Annotated in this window: 14 protein-coding genes; 5 read left to right on the top strand and 9 right to left on the bottom strand. The window is 67.2% G+C overall.

Annotated elements, in window-relative coordinates:
• Positions 1–6: 6 nt before the first annotated feature.
• Positions 7–1,530 carry an amidase gene (locus CVS48_RS18505; RefSeq protein ID WP_100855708.1) on the top strand — a complete coding sequence of 508 codons (1,524 nt, stop codon included), beginning with the start codon at positions 7–9 and terminating at the stop codon, positions 1,528–1,530.
• Here the strand turns inward: CVS48_RS18505 and CVS48_RS18500 are convergent.
• The 3 genes from CVS48_RS18500 to CVS48_RS18490 form a co-directional block, all read right to left on the bottom strand.
• Positions 1,519–4,623 (bottom strand): efflux RND transporter permease subunit, encoded by a 3,105-nt coding sequence (locus tag CVS48_RS18500; RefSeq protein ID WP_100855707.1) that lies wholly within the window; start codon positions 4,621–4,623, stop codon positions 1,519–1,521. The two genes, CVS48_RS18505 and CVS48_RS18500, sit on opposite strands and share 12 nt — an antisense overlap.
• Complete coding sequence (locus CVS48_RS18495; protein ID WP_100855706.1) at positions 4,620–5,750, bottom strand: efflux RND transporter periplasmic adaptor subunit; 1,131 nt, start codon at positions 5,748–5,750, stop codon at positions 4,620–4,622. The genes CVS48_RS18500 and CVS48_RS18495 overlap by 4 nt, the downstream gene beginning before the upstream one ends.
• Positions 5,751–5,866: 116 nt before the next feature.
• Positions 5,867–6,484 carry a TetR/AcrR family transcriptional regulator gene (locus tag CVS48_RS18490; protein ID WP_100855705.1) on the bottom strand — a complete coding sequence of 206 codons (618 nt, stop codon included), beginning with the start codon at positions 6,482–6,484 and terminating at the stop codon, positions 5,867–5,869.
• A 174-nt stretch (positions 6,485–6,658) separates the two neighbouring features.
• On the opposite strand from CVS48_RS18490, the gene CVS48_RS18485 reads away from it, so the two are divergent.
• Positions 6,659–8,098, top strand: a complete 1,440-nt coding sequence (locus CVS48_RS18485) for an efflux transporter outer membrane subunit (RefSeq protein ID WP_100855704.1) — start codon at positions 6,659–6,661, stop codon at positions 8,096–8,098.
• 7 nt (positions 8,099–8,105) lie between these two features.
• On the opposite strand, the gene CVS48_RS18480 is transcribed toward CVS48_RS18485, so the two are convergent.
• The 3 genes from CVS48_RS18480 to CVS48_RS18470 are packed head-to-tail and all read right to left on the bottom strand — an operon-like array spanning position 8,106 to position 12,306.
• Positions 8,106–9,833 carry an acetyl/propionyl/methylcrotonyl-CoA carboxylase subunit alpha gene (locus CVS48_RS18480; RefSeq protein WP_100855703.1) on the bottom strand — a complete coding sequence of 576 codons (1,728 nt, stop codon included), beginning with the start codon at positions 9,831–9,833 and terminating at the stop codon, positions 8,106–8,108.
• A 16-nt stretch (positions 9,834–9,849) separates the two neighbouring features.
• Positions 9,850–11,514 (bottom strand): 5-oxoprolinase subunit B/C family protein, encoded by a 1,665-nt coding sequence (locus tag CVS48_RS18475; RefSeq protein ID WP_100855702.1) that lies wholly within the window; start codon positions 11,512–11,514, stop codon positions 9,850–9,852.
• A 9-nt stretch (positions 11,515–11,523) separates the two neighbouring features.
• A complete protein-coding gene (locus tag CVS48_RS18470) occupies positions 11,524–12,306 on the bottom strand; it encodes a LamB/YcsF family protein (protein ID WP_100855701.1) in 783 nt (260 codons plus the stop codon).
• 171 nt (positions 12,307–12,477) lie between these two features.
• Between CVS48_RS18470 and CVS48_RS18465 the strand changes: the two genes are divergently transcribed.
• Positions 12,478–13,137, top strand: coding sequence for a GntR family transcriptional regulator (locus tag CVS48_RS18465; RefSeq protein WP_100855700.1), 660 nt, complete (start codon positions 12,478–12,480; stop codon positions 13,135–13,137).
• Here the strand turns inward: CVS48_RS18465 and CVS48_RS18460 are convergent.
• Both CVS48_RS18460 and CVS48_RS18455 read right to left on the bottom strand, forming a co-directional pair.
• Positions 13,113–14,585, bottom strand: a complete 1,473-nt coding sequence (locus tag CVS48_RS18460) for a PepSY-associated TM helix domain-containing protein (protein ID WP_100855699.1) — start codon at positions 14,583–14,585, stop codon at positions 13,113–13,115. The two genes, CVS48_RS18465 and CVS48_RS18460, sit on opposite strands and share 25 nt — an antisense overlap.
• Before the next feature lie 73 nt (positions 14,586–14,658).
• Entirely contained in the window at positions 14,659–15,171 is a 513-nt protein-coding gene (locus tag CVS48_RS18455) for a DUF2946 family protein (protein ID WP_100855698.1), read from the bottom strand.
• A gap of 235 nt (positions 15,172–15,406) precedes the next feature.
• Between CVS48_RS18455 and CVS48_RS18450 the strand changes: the two genes are divergently transcribed.
• Positions 15,407–15,790 (top strand): hypothetical protein, encoded by a 384-nt coding sequence (locus CVS48_RS18450; RefSeq protein WP_100855697.1) that lies wholly within the window; start codon positions 15,407–15,409, stop codon positions 15,788–15,790.
• 10 nt (positions 15,791–15,800) lie between these two features.
• On the top strand, positions 15,801–16,019 hold the full coding sequence (locus CVS48_RS29685; RefSeq protein WP_100855696.1) for a hypothetical protein: 219 nt from the start codon (positions 15,801–15,803) through the stop codon (positions 16,017–16,019).
• A gap of 9 nt (positions 16,020–16,028) precedes the next feature.
• Here CVS48_RS29685 and CVS48_RS18440 read toward each other — a convergent pair whose 3' ends face one another.
• Positions 16,029–16,751 (bottom strand): ribonuclease activity regulator RraA, encoded by a 723-nt coding sequence (locus tag CVS48_RS18440; RefSeq protein WP_100855695.1) that lies wholly within the window; start codon positions 16,749–16,751, stop codon positions 16,029–16,031.
• Positions 16,752–16,788 lie beyond the last annotated feature (37 nt).

Here is a 16,788-nt window from a genome sequence, read left to right as displayed (position 1 = left end):
GCATTCATGGCACTGGACGATACGCTCGTCACCTTGTCCGCGGTGGAGTTGCGGCGCCTGATCGGGGCGCGCCAACTCTCGCCCGTGGAACTGCTGGAGGCGTGCATTGCGCGCGTCGAGGCAATCAACCCCTACATCAACGCCGTGACCGCCACCGCGTTCGAGCGGGCCCGCGCCGAAGCGCGCTCCGCCGAACAGGCGGTGATGGCGGGCGACACGCTGGGCCTCTTGCACGGCCTGCCGCTGGGCGTGAAAGACCTGGAACCCACGGCCGGTTTGCTGACCACCTTTGGTTCGCAGATCTATCGCGACCATGTGCCGACGGAAGACGTGACGCTGGTGGCGCGCCTGCGCCGCGCCGGCGCCATCGTGGCCGCCAAGACCAACGTGCCCGAAATGGGCGCGGGCGCCAATTCGCGCAACACGGTGTGGGGCGCCACCGGCAACCCGTTCAACCCCAACCTGAATGCGGGGGGGTCCTCGGGCGGTTCGGCCGCGGCTCTGGCCACCGACATGTTCCCGCTTTGCACCGGGTCGGACACCGGCGGCTCGTTGCGCATTCCGGCATCCAAGTGCGGCGTGGTGGGCTTTCGGCCGTCGCCTGGCGTGGTGCCCAGCGTGCGCAAGCTGCTGGGCTGGACGCCGATTTCCGTCGTCGGCCCGATGGGCCGCACGGTGGCCGACGCCTGCCTGCAAATGGCGGCCAGCGCCGGTCCGGACGCCGGTGACCCGCTTAGCTATCCGCTGGACCCGCTGCAATTCCTTGCGCCCGGCACCGCCGACCTGGGCCGCCTGCGGGTGGCCTATACCGAAGACTTCGGCGTGTGCGACGTGGACGACGGGATCCGCGCCACCTTCCGCGCCAAGATCGCGGCCATGCGCCACCTGTTCGCCGCCTGCGACCCCATCGAGCTGGACTTCGGCGACGCCCACCGCTGCTTTGACGTGCTGCGCGCCGAGGCCTTCGTGGCGGGCATGCGCGACGCCTACGAGAAAGACCCGAACAGCCTTGGCCCCAACAGCCGCGCCAACTTTGAAATGGGCGCGGCCATGAGCCTGAAGGATTGCGCCTGGGCGCAAGCCGAGCAGACGCGCTTGATCAAGCGTTTCCAGCGCGCCTTCGACGACTACGACCTGATCCTGTCGCCCACCACGCCCGTCTCGCCGTTTCCGTGGACGCAGTTGTATGCCGAGTCCATCAACGGCCGCCGCCAGGAAAACTACTACCGCTGGCTGGCGCTCACGTATGTGATCACGCTGACCACCCACCCTGCCCTGACCCTGCCGTGCGGCAGCGACCACCTGGGCATGCCGTTCGGCATGCAGATCATCGGGCGCTTCCGAGGCGACCGCGAAGTGCTACAGGCGGCGCGAGGCATGGAGCAGGCCTTTGCGGGCAACGCCGAACTGCAACGCCCTCGGCCGAACCTGGCGGCGCTGAAGCCGGCGGACCCGTCATTGACGTCAATCGTGACGGTGCCGCCGGACGCCGCCACGGGCGGGTCGGCGGGGAACGTGTCAGCGGTGTAGCTGATGCAAGGCGCCGGCCGCCTGGGGTTCCACGGCCGGTGTTTGCTGCGGGTTGATGCGGAACCAGATGGCGTACAAGGCCGGCAGGAACACCAGCGTCAACACCGTGCCGCCAATGGTGCCGCCGATCAGGGTGTAGGCCAGCGAGCCCCAGAACACCGAGAAAGTCAGCGGAATGAACGCCAGCACGGCGGCCAACGAGGTCAGGATGACCGGCCGCGCGCGCTGTACGGTGGCTTCCACCACGGCGTGGAACGGCGTCAAGCCTTCCTCTTCGTTGATATGGATCTGCCCCATCAGGATCAAGGTGTTGCGCATGATGATGCCGGCCAGACCGATCATGCCCAGGATGGCGTTGAAGCCGAACGGCTGGTTGAACAGCAGCAGCGTCGGCACGACGCCCACCAGCGCAAGCGGCGCGGTCAGCACGACCATGATCATCGCTGACATCGAACGCACCTGGAAGATGATCACCACCAGCATCAAAATGAACATCAGCGGGAACACCGCGGCCAGCGCCGCGTTGGCCTTGCCCGCCTCTTCCAGGTCGGCCGCCGCCACGATGTGGTAGCCGGCCGGCAGCGCCGCGATGATGGGTTGCAGCTTGGGCAGGATCTGCTTGGAGACATCCGGCGGCTGCACGCCTTCGGCCACGTCGCCGCGTACGGTGATCGTGACTTCGCGGTCGCGGCGGCGCTGGATCGGGTTTTCCATCCGCACCTCGGTATGGCCGATCTGATCAAGCGGCACCCGCTGGCCCGCCGATCCCACCAGCGTGAACGCGCCGATCTCGGCGGGGTCGAGCCGTTGCGCCCCGGCGCTGCGCGCCACCACTTCCACCGAGCGGATGTCTTCGCGCACCCGCGTCACCGGGATGCCCGTGAGCAGGAACTGCAACTGCTGCGCCGCGTCGGTGGAGCTCAGGCCGATGGCGCGCAACCGGTCTTGATCCAGCACGAAATGCAGCGTGGGCGCGCGCTCGCCCCAGTCGGTGTTGACCTGCCGCATCGACGGGTTTTCCTGCATCACCTGACGCACCTGTTGCGCGATCTGGCGCACGGTTTCTTCCTGCGGCCCCGCCACGCGAAACGCCACCGGGAACGGTGAATACGGCCCGAACACCAGTTGCGACACCCGCACCCGCGCCTGCGGCGCAAGCTGATCGGCCACCGCCTGGCGCGCGCGCAGCTTGAGCGCGTCGCGGTCCTTCTCGCTGCCGGTCAGCACAATGATCTTGGCGAATGAGGGGTCCGGCAATTCCGGCGACATCGCCAGATAGAAGCGTGGCGCGCCCTGCCCGATGTAGCTGGTGACAAGCTTCGCTTCGGGTTGCTGAGCCAGCCATTTTTCCACCGACGTGACCGCCGCCGTGGTGCTTTCGATGCTGGAACCCTCTGGCATCTGCACTTCCAGCAGCACCTCGGGCCGATCCGATACCGGAAAGAACTGCTGCTTGACCTGGCCCAGCCCGATAAAGGACAGGATGAACAGGCCGACCACGCTGAGCGCAACCTTCTTCTTGTGCGCCACCGCCCACACCACGCCGCGTCGCAGGCGTTGATAACCGGGGGTGCCGTAGATGGCCCCATGACCGCCCTGCACCGGTTTGATCTTGGGCAAGAGCTTCACGCCGATGTAGGGCGTGAACACCACCGCCACCACCCATGATGTCAACAGGGCGAACGCCACGACCCAGAAGATGTTGCCGGCGTATTCCCCGGCGGTGGACTTGGCGAAACCCACCGGCATCAAGCCGATGGCGGTCACCAGCGTACCGGCAAGCATGGGCGCGGCTGTGTGGCCCCAGGCGTAGGTGGCCGCCGCAATGCGGTCCATGCCCTCTTCCATCTTCACGACCATGGTTTCGATCACGATGATGGCGTCGTCCACCAACAGCCCCAAGGCCAGGATCAGCGCACCCAGCGTGATGCGGTCGAAGTCGCGGCCCGTGGCAAGCATGATGACAAAGACCCCGGCAAGCGTCAGCGGCACGGCAGCCGCCACCACCACGCCCACGCGCCAGCCCAGGCTGACCAGGCTCACCACGATCACCACCACCAGCGCCACGAAGAACTTGAGCATGAACTCGTCGTAGGCCTCTTCGATGTTGACGGCCTGATCCGTGATCTTGGTGAAGCTCATGCCCAGCGGCAGATCCTTTGCGATCGCGTCGGCTTCAGCCGCAAGCGCGCCGCCCAGCTCCAGGCCGTTGTGGCCCTCGCGCATGACCACACCGAGCATCAACGCGGGTTCGCCCTGGCTGCGGATGAGAAACGTGGCGGGGTCTTCATAGCCGCGCTTCACGTCGGCCACATCGCCCACGCGCAAGGTGCGGCCGTCGGCCACGATGGGCGTTGCGCGGATTTGCTCCAGATCGTCAATGGCGCCATCCAGGCGAATTTGCACCTGTTGGCCGTGCGTCTGCACCGAGCCCGCCGGCGTCACCTGATTGCGGGCGTTGAGCGCGGCGAAGAGTTCGCCCGGCGACACGCCCAGCGTGGCCAGCCGCGCGTAAGAAAACTCCACGAAGATGCGCTCGGGGCGTTCGCCCAGGATATTGACCTTCTTCACCCCTTGCACCTTGAGCAGGCGCTGCCGCAGTTCCTCGGCCTCGCGCACCAGCTTGCGCTGCGGTTCGCCGTGCGCCTTCAAGGCGTAGAGCGCGAAGGTCACGTCGCCATACTCGTCGTTCACCATCGGGGGCAGCACGCCAGGGGGCAGCCTGGCGGCTTCGTCGCCCAGCTTCTTGCGCGCCTGGTAGAACTCTTCGGCCACGGCCGACGGCGGCGTGCTGTCTTTCAAGGTCACCGTCATGAAGGCGAGCCCGGGCCGCGTGAAGGTCTCGGTGCGGTCGTACCACTTCAGTTCCTGCATCCGCTTTTCCAGCGGTTCGGACACCAGGTCCTGCATCTCCTGCGCCGTGGCGCCGGGCCAGGCGGTCACCACCGTCAGCGTCTTGACCGTGAAACTGGGGTCTTCCGCCCGCCCCAGTTGCAGGAAGGCGAAGATGCCGGCGGCCGACATCGCGATGATGAGAAACAGCGTGACGGCGCGCTCGCGCACCGCGATCGCCGAGATATTGAACCCGCTCATTGCGCCGCTCCCGTCGTGGCGGCCAGCGCGCGCCGGCCCTGCGGCGCGGCCACGCGCACCGTCTCGCCCTCATGCAACAGGTGCGCGCCCAGCGCCACGAAGCGCTCGCCCGGGGCCAGGCCCGCGCTCACGGCGGCGGTCTCTTCCCCCAGGCCCGCCAGCGTGACGGCACGCCAGCGCACCTGCGTGGGCTCGCCCGACAGGACCCAGACACCCGGCCCACGGCCTTCATCGTGCAGCGCCGCCAGGGGCACCTGAAACACCGGCTTGGCCTGCGCGCCCGCGATCGACACCGAGATGGTGGCGCCCAGCGGCGCCTGCGCAGCGTTGGGGTCAAGCACGTAGCGCGCCGCGAACGTGCGTGTGCGGGGATCGGCGTAGTCGGACAGTTCTCGCAGTTGCACCGGTATGGGCTGGCTTGAGCCGCCATACAGCGTGGCCTCGCCGACGGAACCCAAGGCCGGCCGAACGGTTTCGGGCAGATCAATCAAGGCCTCGCGCTGGCCCGACCGCGCCACGCGCACCACGGGCTGCCCGGCCGTTACCACCTGACCAGGTTCGGCCAGCGTGGCCATGACCACGCCATCGGCATCCGCGTAGAGGGTGGCGTAACCCGTTTCGTTGCGCGCCACATCGGCCTGCGCCTGCGCCGCGCTGAGATCGGCCTGGGCCGTATCGGCCGCGGCGCGGGCCTGGTCATAGGCGGATGCCGACACCGCGCCCGCGCCTACCAGGACGCGATAGCGCTTTTCGTCAGCCGCCGTTTGCGAAGCGCGTGCGCGGGCGGCATGCACCGCCTGCAAACGCGCCCGCGCCGCCAAGGCCAGGTCGGTGGGATCCAGCCGCATCAGCGGCTGGCCACGCTTGACTTGCTGGCCCGTGTCGACCAGGCGTTCGGCCACCTTGCCGTTCACCCGGAAGCCCAGATCGCTTTGCACCCGCGCCACTACCACGCCGGTGTACGTCCGGGTCGACGGGGCTGGCGCTTGCACCGTGGCCACCCTGACCAGCGGTATGCCGATACGCGGATCATCGGCCGCGCTGGGGCTACAACCGGACAAGGCGCCGGTCAACAAGACGGCCACGACGGCCGAGATCGCCGTGACGGCAGAACGACGAGAAACCATAAGACACCCCTGGGGCAATCGGATTGCCGCGCAGTTTGCGTCTAATGACCAATATTGTCAATAGTCACTAAATGGGGTTTTGAGGGGGGGGGCAGATCGGACCCCGCTTCCAGCACTCAGGGCGCCAGGCTGCGCAGCACCAGGCTCGCCACTTCACGCGGGGCGTCCGGCAAGCGGTCCAGGTTGTACTGAAGCAAAAGCGGACTGATGAAGGGCAGCATCACCAGATAAATCGACCGCGCGGTTTCGTCTAGCGGGGTCTTGCGCTCGAACTCGCCCTGCTCTCTTCCTTCGCGCAGGATGTCGGTCAGGATGGCTCGCATGCGCTGTTCGTACGCCTGCGCCGACGCCCATTTTTCCAGCGAGGAATGCGCCGCGATTTCATAGAGCTTTCTGTCCTGGAAAAACAATTCCGCTGATAGCTCTACAGCACTAAGGAAGAAGCGGCGAAAACGGTCGGTGGGCGATTCGGCCTGGGCGATGGCCTGCTCCACGCCCGCCATCAACTGGCCCAGCACGTTGGTGCAGATGGCCTCGCCGATGGCCTGCTTGGAATCGAAGAACTTGTAGATGTAGGCCTTGGAAATACCGATCTCGCGCGCCAGGTCGGACACCGTGGTCTTGTCGTAACCATAGTGGCTGAAATGCGCGTTGGCCGCCTGAACGATCTGGTCTCGCACGCTGTGATCTGTCGGTCCGCGATGGCCTTGGGATTGCTGGGACGAGTCGGACATAGGAACGCTACCTTATGGCTATATCGATTGACGACTAATGACCATATCGTACAATAGTCACCATTCGCGGTTTATTCGTGATCTTTTTTTCGATGCATGGGCGCGTCTCAACCCCTGGTACGGACGTTCGACGCGCGCCAACTTTCTCTTTCACCTGTCTTGCAGGACCCCGTCATGCTGCCCCGTAAACATGCTGTGCCGCTGTTTCTCTCAAGCTTGCTTCTGGCAGGTTGTGCTGTCGGCCCCGATTATCAGCAGCCCGATACGGCGTCAGCCCCGCATTTTATGGGACAGGCCGCGATCCAGGCGCGGCAGGCGCCGGCCGCTGCCGATGCCCGGGTATGGTGGCAAGGGTTTCATGATCCGCTGCTGACCCAATTGGTGGAGCGCGCACTTAACCAGAACCTGGACATTGCGCAGGCCGTGGCGCGCGTGGCCCAGTCGCGCGCGGGTCTGCGCAGCGCCACCGCCGCGTTGCTGCCGTCGGCCGCCGTGGCGGGCCAGGCCGCCCGTGCGCGCCAGTCCCTGGAAACCCCGCAGGGCCAGTTGCTGAACGCCACGCCCGACTACAACCGCTATGGCGACTATTACGAGCTGGGCTTGAACGCCGGCTGGGAGGTCGACCTGTTCGGCGGCCTGCAACGCCAACGTGAAGCCGCCGTCGCCAACTACCAAGGCGCCGAAGCCGGTGTTGCCGCCGCCCGGCTTGCCGTGGCGGCGCAAACCGCCGACATCTACGTCTTGATCCGTGGATTGCAGACCCGCCTGGACATCGCCCGTGAACAGGTCAAGACCCGCAGCCAATTGCTTGCCACCGTGCAACTGCAATTCGACAAAGGGCTCGCCGCGGAACTCCAGGTACATCAGTCGACAGGCGCGCTGGCCGAAGTGCGCGCCACCGTGCCCGTACTGGAAGACGGCCTGTCGGCCGCCATGAACGCGCTGGACGTGCTGCTGGGCGAGCCGCCCGGCAGCAATCGCGCCCTGCTGGCCGCCAGCGCGCCCATCCCCTTGCCGCCCGCCATTGCAGACACCGGCACCCCGGCCGACCTGCTGCGCCGCCGCCCTGACCTGATCGCGGCCGAACGCCAGCTTGCCGCTACCAACGCCGGTATTGGCGCGGCGATCGCCGAGTACTACCCAACATTCTCGCTAGGCGCGGTGCTTGGCACCGCCACCACCCTGTCCGGCAACCTGTTCAACGACAGCGCCAACCAGATGCAAGGCATGCTTGGCCTGCGCTGGCGCCTGTTCGACTTCGGCCGTATCGAAGCCGACATCGCAAACGCCCGTGGCCGCAACGCCGAAGCGCTGGCGGCCTACCGCCTGGCGGTGCTGCGCGCTTCCGAAGATGTGGAAAACGCCTTCTCGGCCCTGGTCAAACGTGAACAGCAGTCGCGCTACCTGGCCGAAGGCGTGGACGCGCTGACGCAGGCGCGCACAAGCTCATTCCTTGCCTACCAGAACGGCATCGTCAGCCTGATCGAAGTGCTGGACGCCGACAGCGCCGTGCTACGCACCCGCGATGCCAGCGCACAGGCGCAAACCGAGTCGGCGCGCGCGGCCATTGCGTCTTACCGCGCCTTGGGCGGGGGCTGGGAACGCCCCCTATAGCCGACGCTTAGTCGATGCGCCCGATCGCCGCGCCTGCCGCCACGGCCTGGCCCGGTTGCGCTTCGTGCTTGAGCACGCCGCTGCGATGCGCCAACACCTGCATTTCCATTTTCATGGCTTCCATCGTGGCGATCAGATCGCCCTCTTTCACCGTGGCGCCGTCCTCGGCCTTCCACGCCTGGATGGTGCCGGCGATGGGCGCGGCTACGCTTTGGGCGTTGGCCGTGCTGGCTTGGCCGGCGTCCACCGAGGCTGCCCCGGCGGCATGCAGGCCGCGCAGCAGTTCGGCGGGCAGGCCCAGCGACACGCGGCGGCCGTCGATTTCCACGGCCGTGCGATGCAGCGTCACGGCGCCCAGCGGCTCCGGGCGCACGGCGGCTTCCAGGTCGTTGGCGAAGTCGGTTTCGATCCAGCGCGTGTGCACCTTGAAGCCCGATGCGTCGCCCAGGAAGTCGTCATGCGCCAACACCGCGCGGTGAAACGGCAGCACGGACGCCACGCCTTCGATGCGGAACTCGGCCAGCGCGCGGCGGGCGCGGGCAATGGCTTGCTCGCGGGTGGCCCCGGTGACGATCAGCTTGGCCATCAGCGAATCGAAGGTGCCTGGAATGGTCGAGCCCGATTCCACGCCGCTGTCCACGCGCACGCCAGGGCCGGACGGCGGCGCAAAGCTGGCGATGCGACCCGGTGACGGCAGGAAGCCGCGGCCCACGTCTTCGGCGTTGATGCGAAATTCAATGGCATGGCAACGCGGCGCGGGCGCCTCGCTGAAGCCCAGCGGCAGGCCGTCGGCGATGCGCAGTTGCTGCACTACCAGGTCCAGCCCGCAGGTTTCCTCGGTGACGGGGTGCTCGACTTGCAGGCGCGTGTTGACCTCCAGGAACGAGATGGCGCCCGACGCGCTCAGCAGGAACTCGACAGTGCCGGCGCCGACATAACCGGCGTGCGCGCAGATGTCGCGCGCGGACGCATGGACGCGCTGACGCTGGTCGTCGCTGAGGAACGGCGCGGGCGCTTCTTCCACCAGCTTCTGGTTGCGGCGTTGCAGCGAGCAATCGCGCGTGCCCAGCACCACCACGTTGCCGTGCTGGTCCGCCAGCACCTGCGCTTCGACGTGGCGCGGGCGGTCCAAAAACTGTTCGACATAGCATTCGCCACGGCCAAACGCGGTGACGGCTTCGCGCACGGCCGACTCATAGAGTTCGGCCACGTCTTCCATGCGCCACACCACCTTCAGGCCCCGGCCGCCGCCGCCAAACGCCGCCTTGATGGCGATGGGCAAGCCGTGTTCGCGTGCAAATTCCAGCACGTCTTCGGCGCCGTTGACCGGGTCGGCCGTGCCGGCCACCAGGGGCGCGCCCACCGCCAGTGCAATCTTGCGCGCCTGGACCTTGTCGCCCAGCCGTTCGATGGTCTCAGGCGACGGGCCGATCCAGGTCAGGCCGGCGTCGATCACCGCACGGGCAAACGAGGGGCTTTCCGACAGAAAGCCGTAGCCCGGATGCACCGCGTCCGCGCCGCTGCGACGCGCTACGTCCAGCAGCTTGTCGATATTCAGATAGGAGTCCGCAGGACGGTCGCCGTCCAGGCCATAGGCCTCGTCGGCCATGCGCGCGTGCAGCGCATCGAAATCCGCATCGGCATAGACCGCTACGGATTTCACGCCGTAGTCGGCGCAGGCTCGGATGATGCGGACGGCGATTTCGCCACGGTTGGCAATCAGGACTTTCTTCATGGCAGGCGGGTTCACGTTATGTCGGGGTGACTTGCACGGCGGGCACATCAACCGGAACGAAGTCGGAAATGGGGTTCAGGCGCACGCGCGCGCCGATGGGAATTTGCGCGGCGCGATCCAGATGCCAGGGCGCGACCGAGCCAATGACGGGATAGCCGCCGGTAAGCGGATGGTCGGCCAGGAACAGCACGGGCTGGCCGCTGGCGGGAACCTGGATAGAGCCTTTGCGAGTGCCCTCGCTGGGCAGTTCGGCATGGTTGGCGCGTTGCAGCGGCGCGTCGCCCTGCAAGCGGATGCCGACGCGGTTGGATTGCGGCGTTACGGTCCAGGCCTGGCGCGACAGCAGCGCCACCGCGTCGGCGTCGCACCAGTCGGTGCGCGGGCCCAGCACCACGTCCAGGACCACCTCGGCGTCTGTGCGCGGCAGGTCGGCGGGGGCCGTTTCGGGTGCGCCCACAATAGCGCCCTGCCCGGCTTGGCGGATGCCGATGCGGTCACCGGCTGCCAGCGGTTCGGGGCCGACGCGGGCCAGGGTGTCGGTAGAGCAACTGCCCAACACGGGTTCCACGGCAAAGCCGCCGCGCGCCGCCAGGTAGTAGCGGATGCCGGCGTCCGGTTGGCTCAGGGTCAGCGTGTCGCCGTCGTCCATGGCAAAAGCTTGGTAGCCCGGGACCGTCCAGCTTGCACCGGCGGCGTTGCGCAATGTGATGTTGCCCTGCGCGCCGGTCACGGCCAACACGCAAGGGCCGTGGGCGCGCACCTGGAAACCGCCGTAGACGATTTCAATGGCGGCCTCACCGGGTGCATTGCCCACCAGCCGGTTCGCGGCGCGCAACGCGCCCCGGTCCATGGCGCCGGAGGCGGCCACGCCCTGGCGGGCCTGGCCGGGGCGGCCCAGGTCTTCGAACACGGCTTGCAAGCCGGGCGATACGACTTCCAAGGCGGGGGTGGCGGATGTTGCGGAGGTGGAGCGGGCGGCGCTTGGCGGTGTCGCGAATGTGGTCGATGCAGCGGATGCCGTCGATGCGCTTGATGTGGTCGATGTGGCGGAGGTGTCCGACTCTGATGCCACGCCCGCGTCGATAAATCGCACGCGATAGCCCGGTTGCAGCAGCGCGGGCGTGTCACGGTTCAAATCCCACATGGCGACCGGGGTCACGCCCAGGATCTGCCAGCCGCCCGGGCTGGCCTGCGGATACACGCCGCTGAACGTACCCGCCAGCGCCACGGCGCCTGCCGGGATGCGGGTGCGCGGGGTCTTGCGGCGCGGGACGTCCAGCGTGGGATCGCCACCGCTCAGGTAGGCAAAGCCCGGCGCAAAGCCGGTGAAGGCCACGCTGTAGGTGCCGCCCGTGTGGCGGCGCACGACTTCTTCGCGCGTGATGCCCAGATGCCGCGCCACGTCGTCCAGGTCTTCGCCGTTGTAATGGACGGGAATTTCGATCAGCTTGCCGTCGCGCGCCACGCGGCTGGACGTGTCACGCGCGCCGATATCGGCAATCAGCGCCGCGCGTGAGACCACGCCGGGCTGGAACACCACCAGCACGGTGCGGGCGGCGGGCACCAGTTCGGTCACCCCTTCAATCGGGCGGCCCTGTAGCGCGGCGAACAGCGCCAGGGTCTGTTCCAGGTCGTCTAGTTCAACCAGCAGCGCGTCGGTGTTTACAGGCAGAAAACGCACGCCGGCTCCCTAGGCGGATTGCCGGGGGGCAGCGGCCGCGAAAGCGCGGATGCTGACGCCGGCCTGCTCAAGCTGCGTGCGCAGCGCGCGCGCCATGTCCACTGCGCCAGGGCTATCGCCGTGCACGCAGATGGAATCGGCCTGCACGCGGGTGAGGCTGCCATCAATGGCTTCCACCACACCCTCTTGCACCAGGCGCAGCATGCGTTGCGCCACCGCTTTCGGGTCATGCAGCACGGCGCCCTTTTCGCGGCGCGACACCAGCGCGCCTTGCGGGGTGTAGGCGCGGTCGGCAAAGGCTTCGGCTACCACGCGCAGGCCGCGCTCTTGCGCCAGCGTCAACAGCGGCGCGCCGGCCAGGCCCACCAGCACCAGGCTGGGGTCGATTTCCAGAATGGCCGTGATCACGTCATTACCCTGGCGGGCGTCGTGGGCGATGGTGTTGTACAGCGCGCCGTGCGGCTTCACGTAGCGCACCTCGGTGCCGGCGGCGGCGGCCAGGCCTTTCAGCGCGCCAATCTGGTAGATGACGTCGGCCACCAGGTCGGCGCTGGCCACGTCCATGTTGCGTCGGCCGAAGCCCGTCAAGTCTGGGTAGGACACATGGGCGCCCACCGTCACGCCATTGGCGCGCGCGGCCTTCAAGGTGCTGAGGATGCCGGCCGGATCGCCCGCATGGAAACCGCAGGCCACGTTGGCGCTGGACACCACCGCCAGCATGGCCTCGTCATCGCCCATGCGCCAGGCGCCAAGGCTTTCGCCCAAGTCACTGTTTAAATCGATCTCAGCCATGTCTGATCCTTAGTCCGATGGCGGCACGCCTTCTTTTTGCCGCTGATCGTGGAACGATAGTTACACAATTGTTCTACAAATTGGTTAGTATGGTAGATCAAAGCCAGGCTTTCGCCTATCGGTAATTTCACTACCGGGTTTCACCACCGGGTATTTAGACCCCCCTCGCCTATGACGCTGCCCGCCGCGCACCAGACCCTGACCGACAAGGTCACCGAGCAGATCCGCCGCCGCCTGATCAACGGGGAATTCATGCCCGGTCAGCGGCTGTCGGAAGCCGTGCTTACGCAATCGCTGGACGTCTCGCGCAACACGCTGCGCGAGGCGTTTCGCAACCTGACCAAGGAAGGCCTGCTGACGCACTCGCCTAACCGAGGGGTGGCGGTGGCCGTGCCCAGCATGGCATCCATTATTGATATTTATCGGGTGCGGCGCATGATCGAATGCCAGGCGCTGGCGCAGGCGTACCCGCACCATCCGGCGCGCCAGCGCATGCGCCAGTCGGTGGAAGACGCTTTGGCTTGCCGCGAACGCCAGGACTGGCCGGGCGTGGGCACCGCCAACATGGCGTTTCACATGGCCATTGTGGAGTTGGCCGACAGTGACCGGCTGAACGCCATGTTTTCCTTATTGCTGGCCGAACTGCGGCTGGTCTTCGGGCTGTTGCAAGACCCGGAATTCCTGCACGCGCCCTACGCCGACATGAACCAGCAAATTCTGCAAAGCGTGGAAGCCGGCGAGTTCGGCAAGGCGGCCGATGCGCTGAAGGACTACCTGGCGCAGTCCGAGCGCATCGTGCTGGCCAGCTACGCGCGGCGCGTGGGCAACTGAAGGCGCCACGAGCGCAGCACGTCCACCACCAGGAACGCCAACAGGCTTACCCCCATGACGGGCAGGCACCACCCCAGCGCCGCCGCCACCGCCAACACGGCAATGCGCGCGGGCCAGCCCAGGGCGGCCCAGGCTTGGGTCAGCGTCTGAGCACCGGCACCCGCAGCGGGCCGCCGCAACCACCACATGCGATAACCCAGCACGATCATGGCCGACAGCGCCAAGCCGATCGCGCCCATCAGCAACTGATTAGGCCAGCCGAACAGAATGCCCATGTGCATGTCCACGCCCCAGCGGATCAGCTTGGCGATCAGCGGAAAGGTGTCGAAGTCGGCGCGGCTGGTGATGGTGTAGGTGGCGGGGTCGATGGCGATGGTGTCGACCTGGGTGGGCCAGGAACGGTCTACCTCGCGCACCATCCAGGCCTGGTCGGCGCTACGCGGCGGGCGGATTTCCAGCTGCGTGCTGTCGATGCCGCCCTGGCGCGCGGTTTGCAGGATGCGGTCGAAATCGCGGGCGGGGTCTTGGGGCGCTGCCATGGGGGCTGCCATAGCGCCGCCCTCCATCTGCATGCCGCCGTGATGATGCGCGTGTTCACCACCGCCCATCGCCGGGCCGGTCGCGGCACCGGCCGCCGCGGCATCGGCCGCCGCGCCCGGCAGCTTCAGCGTAATCGCCGGCGTGATCCAGCCCAGTTGCGCGCGCAGTTGGTCCACCCGACCTCCCGCCCAGTTGGACCAGGTCAGGCCGGTGGCGGACAGGAACAACAGCCCCAGCGCCAACCACAAGCCAAGCAAGCTGTGCCAGCGGCGCGCGCGCAACCTGGGGCTGCGGGCTTGGGCTGCGATCTGGTTCGCGGCAAGCTTGCGGCGGCGTCCGGCCCACCACAGCACCAGCCCGCCCAGCGTGGCCAGCCACATCCAGGACGCGGCCAGTTCGCTGTAGTTGCGGCCCAGCGCCCCCAGCATCAGGTTGCGGTGCAGGTAGTCCAGGGTGGTGCGAAACGGCAGCGTGCCACTGGTGCCGTAGACCGTCATGTCGCCCTTGATGTCCAGCGTGACGGGGTCGACGAACAGCGCGCGGCTTTCCGAATCGCCCATGCCGGGCTGCGTGAACATCACGCGCGTGGTGTCGCCCGGAGCCGGCGCGGGCCGCACGGCAAACAGGCGCGGCCCGGGGGCGATGCGCTCCTGCGCCGCCCGGACCTGGCTGGCCAGGGGTTGTGCCGGCCCGGTGGACGCGGTGTGCAGTTGGTCCGCATACAGCAGGCTTTCAATCTGCGGAGTCAGCACGAACAGCGTGCCGGTGACGGCGGCCACCAAAATGAAGGGGCCGACAAACAGCCCGATGTAAAAGTGCAGGCGCGTGATCAACGCCAGTAAGGCGCTGTTGCCCGCAACCCGCGCGCGAGCAGGCGCGGAGGGGGTATCCAGGGTGTGCGTGGACATGGGATTCTCGAATACGAACAACGCCGCCCCGTTTGGGCGGCAAGCATGCGCGCGGGGCGCACGGCGGAAACGGTTATCCGCGTATCGAGGGTGGCGCCCGTTGCCCCAAGGGCGGGCCGGCGGCCGGCATGGGCGGGCGCGCGCCGTCAAGCTTTAACGGGCGCTGCGCCAGCCAGCGCAACAGCACGGGCGCTACGGCCGCCAGCGGCGGCAGGTTCAGGATTTGATGCGCGCTCAGGCCAAAGGGACATTCCTGCCCGGCGCCGCGTTCGTCGTCATGGCCGGCGCCATGGTGGCCGTGATGGCCGGGGTGGCCATCATCGGCGTGCAGCATGGGGTCGCCGTGCATCGCTTGATGGCCGTCGCCAGGCGCCTGCCGTTCACCCAGCGATTGCAAGGCCGCCATGACGTTGCCACCCGCCGTACAGAAGCCCAGCGCCAGCCGGCCTTGCCGCAGCGCGTCGGCATCGGGCATGTACCCAGCCGGCACCCAGGCCCGCGCCACCAGCAACAGCAGCAGCAACAGCCGCCCGAAATCGGCGGCCGAGGCAAAGCGAGGAAGGCGACGGGACAATCCGGTGCGCATGCGTCCAATCCACGACGCCGGCGAATGCCGGCGTCAAGCCACGCATTTTACGCGCCATGGCGCCGGCCCGCGACTCCGGTGCCGCGCGCCCTCCCCCAAAACCTTGCTTGCCGCCGCCTGCGTTCAGGCATAAATTCACTGTTACCGATTTCCGCTTCGGGCCTGCCTGGCCTGGTTTTCGCGGACGGTATCCAAAGGTTGTTTTTGATCTTTTAAGCCCGCGAGGAGCGATGCGATGAAAGTGAAACACCTGTTAGGTCCGGCAGCCCTGGCGCTGTCTCTGCTGACCACCGCGCCCAGCGTGGCGCAAATGTCAGACCCCGCCCCCATCATCACCGGCAAGCAATGGACGGAGTCCGACGCCAATCTCAAGAAAGCCTATCTATTGGGGATTTCCAACCTGCTTGAAGTCGAACGCGCGTACCAGGCACGCCGCGCGCCGCCCGATACTCAGAGCCTGGTGCCCAGGTTTTCCCGGGGCCTGCAAACGCACACCCTGGATACGGTGGCCCAGAGCCTGGACGGCTGGTATGCCGCGAACCCCTCGCGGCTGGACCGTCCGGTGATCGAGACCTTGTGGTTCGAGGTCGTCGTTCCTGGCATGAAGCGCAAGCCTTGAAGGAGCCGTCATGAAAGCTATTCGAACGTTAGTCATCGGCGTCGCGATAGGGACGCTTGCGGCGTGCACGAACATGACGCCGAAACAGCAAGGGACCATGTCCGGGGCGGCCATTGGGGGTGCCGCGGGCGCGGGGATTGCCGCCATTGCGGGCGGCAGCGCCTGGACGGGCGCCGCGATCGGCGCCGTGGCGGGCGGGGTTGCGGGGAATATACGGGGGGGGAATTGAGTCCGAGGGTTACGGTTGCTGGTTTCGCCAGGCTTCGTATTTAGCCTGCGTCTCCTTGTTGGGGGGGTAGAGGCCGGGGAGTTTTTCGCCGGCTTCTACTTGCTGCATGATCCAGCCTTCCAGGCGTTCCTGTTCGATGGCGATTTCTACCACCTCGTCCAGTAGCGCGGCGGGGATGAGGACGGCGCCGTCACGGTCCAGCACGATGACGTCGTTGGGAAAGACGGCCACGCCGCCGCAGCCCACGGGTTCTTGCCAGCCGACGAAGGTCAGCCCGGCCACCGACGGGGGGGCCGCCGCGCCGGCGCACCATACGGGCAGGCCCGTACCTTCGACGCCTTCCAGGTCGCGCACCACGCCATCAGTCACCAGCGCGGCCACGCCCCGCTTTTGCATGCGGGCGCAGAGGATGTCGCCGAAGATGCCGGCGTCGGTGACGCCCATCGCATCCACCACGGCGATGCAGCCCTCGGGCATGTCTTCGATGGCGGCGCGCGTGGAGATGGGCGACGCCCACGACGCGGGCGTGGCCAGGTCTTCGCGGGCGGGCACGAAGCGCAGCGTGAACGCGCGCCCGACTATCCGCTTGGCGCCCGGCGCCAGTGGCCGCGCGCCGCGTACCCACACGTTGCGCAAGCCTTTCTTCAACAGCACGGTCGTGAGCGTGGCCGTGGTGATGCGGGACAGGGCCTGGACCACGTTCGCGTCCAAAGGCTGAGGGGCAATCGTCATGATGCAAATTCTCCTTGCGGGGCGGGTTGCCGCATAG

Origin of the sequence: Achromobacter spanius (genome assembly GCF_002812705.1) — a bacterium.
GTDB lineage: Bacteria > Pseudomonadota > Gammaproteobacteria > Burkholderiales > Burkholderiaceae_B > Achromobacter > Achromobacter spanius.
This window is presented reverse-complemented; position numbering and strand designations above follow the sequence as displayed.